A 3,341-nucleotide genomic window follows, 5' to 3' on the forward strand; every position below is an offset into this window, starting at 1 on the left:
GGATTTGATGATTGTTCATGATTTACGTCGCTTAATGTTCAAGCCTAGTGTATCGAAAGTGGATTTTACTTTATTGGACCTAGCACAGAAAACAATGGACGGTTTTAAGGATGGTGTTGGTGGTGCTTCTAACTATGGAAGTAAAACAAATAGCGCTGCTCTAATGATGCAGGATATGAGTACGGAAAACTGTGCAATGCTATGGGCACTTGTACGATCAATTACTCCCAATGATCGTCACTTTGCTTTGCTACATAACCTACTAACAAGTGAGATCCGTTTGAAATTTAAAGAAGATGGCTTTCAGACAAAGCAAATTCCAAGTAAAGAGGCTGCCAAAGGTGTGGCACGCTCAGCTTTAACACAGTTTTTATTTAAACGTGGAATGTGCACCAAGTGTAATGGTAAAGGCTTCTTATTCGCTAAAGATGCTAGAAAGCATATTGAGTGTAGCAAATGTGAGGGTAAAAAAGAGAACTCTTATAATCAGTCTGAGCGTCATCGTATTTCAGGGCTGTCTATAGATCGTAAAGCGTACTTAAGAACTTATGATAAGTATGAGCAATATGCTTTGGTAAAACTCGGTGATTGGCGTGTTGACTTAGATGCACATTTGCGTGGTTTTTTCTTTAAAGTTGCAGAAGAATACGATTTGTAATTGCATAGTCCCAAAATTAAGGGTATATTTTCCCATACTGGTCGTATTACGGTTTATCCGAGACCATGAAAGTTTTATAATTTACATACTCACTCCTAAGGTGAGTATTTTTTTGCTTATCAGAATTTGAACTATTTATGTAATAAATTGATAGACAAGAATATAAATGACAGTTGTTATTTTTCTTTAATTTCTGTATAAAAAAAGAACAGTGAAAATAAGGAGAAATAAAATGCTGAATAAGTCTATGAGTTTATTGTTTTTTGTGTTTATGTATTTAGTGCTTACAACAATTGTATATATGATCGGGAATTTACCTATGTAGTAAGTTTAATCAATCTAAAGAAGCTCACAGAAATGTGGGCTTTTTGTTGCTTTAGACAGAAGGTGATCATGGGTATGCAAATCAAGATAACGATATGTATCAAGGTATAAAATTTAAATAGCGCCTTATTTTGTTGTAAAAAGACCATCTTTACATAATATTTAGTTGCTTAAATCATTATTGTTTTATTATAATCAAATGTGTTTATATTTTGATTTATGCTTATTTAAAATAAGCTTTAGGCGAAAAAAAGTTGGCGGCTCGGAAAGACGAGCACTAGATTTAAGGTTCATATACTTACTTTAGGGATAGAATGCTAGAGAGTAAGTATTTTTTCTCCAGTTGATATGCTCACACCCATTAGTGAGCATTTTTTTAAGTTTATATACCTATTAACCCCTATTGGTAGGTATTTTTTATTAGAGTTTTATATATCCACACAGCCTCCAACATGTGTGGATATTTTTTTGCATACTAAAATACCATCCTCTAAAATACTTGATTAGTTAAGATTAAGTGTGCAATGTTAAGGATTTAGAGTAATTGATTGAAATTCAATATATTTTTAAGAGGGTTTAAAATATGTTTGTAAAAATAATAAAGTCTTTATTCTGTAGACATGATTATAAAATCGTAAAAAAACTAGATAGTAAGCAGGTTTACCATTTTGATGCTATTAGTGAGTGGAAATGTTCCAAATGTAATAGAGTTACATACAGTAAGTATGTTGATCGATTGAAATAGGTATTCCGAATTCGATGCATTAACCACCACAATGATGGTCTTTAATAATAAAGAAGAGATTATTTTGTAATTAAATGCAATTGATTATCATTATTATTTAAGGTAGCATAAGCTGTATAATTCAACAGGTATAAAAATAATCATTACTCCTAAGCCCTCACTCCTATAGGTGTGGGCTTTTTTATTGCCTAAATTTTATAAAGGTGCTTGTGACGTGCACAAGTAACAAGACGGGAGATTCATCATGCCAACATATGCATAAGGGTAGTGCGCCACCCGAAACAAGGGTGATTTCGATTTGTGACGCTGTACAAATTGTTCAGCTATAAGCGCAAACGGTGGGATGCAGAAACCAGCCGTATAAATCGGTTTGAATCCAATGTGATTTCGTCACATATTGAATTAGCCTCAGAGCCACAAGTTGTGGGTGACTCCCAGACAAACGGAATCGAAAGATACAGAGCAGATCAATAGCTAACTTTGAGATGTTTATCGTGTTGAGTAGCGGTAGATCAGTTGCCGAGCTGATCAATATCGTAATCTAAGGTAGGATGTGGCAGATCACCATATCCTTTTTATGCCATTAGCTTAGTAGATAGAGCATCCGCCTTCTAAGCGGATGGTCATAGGTCCGAATCCTGTATGGCGTGCTAAATTCTTACAAAATATCTGCTAAAAATTATTTAAACTAAAACCTGATAAAAATTAGGAAGAGTAATGAAATATTTAGCATTATGTATAGTGGTGTTGACAGGTTGCGCGAGTAATCAACCAAAACAAGCAAGAGAAACACAAGAGTGTGAGTGCTTATTATTATAAAGTTGTATTCAAGCCGCAGTCGATTATTCCCGATATAGATTTGAGGTTGAATTAATTGATTTAATGTAATAATTTGCAAATGAATAAAGTTAATTTTTAAATTATATTTAATTTGCAGTACAAGACCTGAATCAGCGCAAGAGTCGGGGGAAGCCTCACAGGATGTGAGGTTTTTTTAACTCTTAAGTTATTCAGACTTAGTTTTAAGTAATGGCTGTAAATTTTGCATTCATATCCCCTAGTTATGAATGTTTAGACCTCCTTCGGGAGGTTTTTTACTTTATATTTCTTTTAATATGTATCACATTTGGTTATAATAATGTGACTGTTTATTCATTTCAATGAAAAACATACAACAACCTTAATCAGCGCAAAAATTAAGGTAGAAGCTTCACAGAGATGTGAGGCTTTTTTATTGAGTAAAATTTATGGACCCATCTCAATACACCCAACTCACTCAAAAATCAGAAATAAAAAGAAAGCCGAAAACTCGACCGCTGCCTAAGGCGAAAGAGGCTTATTTAGAAGCTGAAGAAAAATTCGAACATGCACTGAATGTTTTTAAGATTAAATACCAAAAGAAATTTCAAATTAAACCAACTAAACATTGGCGTTTTGACTTTTTGTTAATTGAGCACAGGATCTTAGTTGAGATTTCAGGTGGTCCTTGGTCGGGTGGTCGCAAAGGTAGATTGGCGAATAAAGCTTGGAGTATGGACCGTTACGATGTTGCTGAAGATATGGGTTATACCGTTGTACGAATAGAGTCAGCACCAAGATACAAAATTCAGGAAA

The 3,341-nt window shown here is 34.0% G+C and carries 2 protein-coding genes and 1 tRNA gene; all 3 read left to right on the forward strand.

Annotated elements, in window-relative coordinates; all coding sequences use genetic code 11:
* The first annotated feature begins 7 nt into the window (after positions 1-7).
* Positions 8-658, forward strand: a complete 651-nt coding sequence (locus AVJ19_RS20575) for a hypothetical protein (RefSeq protein WP_111861372.1) — start codon at positions 8-10, stop codon at positions 656-658.
* Between the two features lie 1,646 nt (positions 659-2,304).
* Positions 2,305-2,377, forward strand: a tRNA-Arg gene (locus AVJ19_RS20580).
* A gap of 597 nt (positions 2,378-2,974) precedes the next feature.
* The coding region (locus AVJ19_RS20585; RefSeq protein WP_111861371.1) for a hypothetical protein at positions 2,975-3,341 on the forward strand (367 nt) is incomplete at its 3' end.

This window comes from Acinetobacter sp. CFCC 10889, from assembly GCF_003268395.1.
Taxonomy (GTDB): domain Bacteria; phylum Pseudomonadota; class Gammaproteobacteria; order Pseudomonadales; family Moraxellaceae; genus Acinetobacter.

What these genes read in the sequence shown, in the direction of transcription:
- AVJ19_RS20575 (WP_111861372.1), top strand. Translation starts at nt 8, where the DNA reads ATGATTGTTCATGATTTACGTCGCTTAATGTTCAAGCCTAGTGTATCG.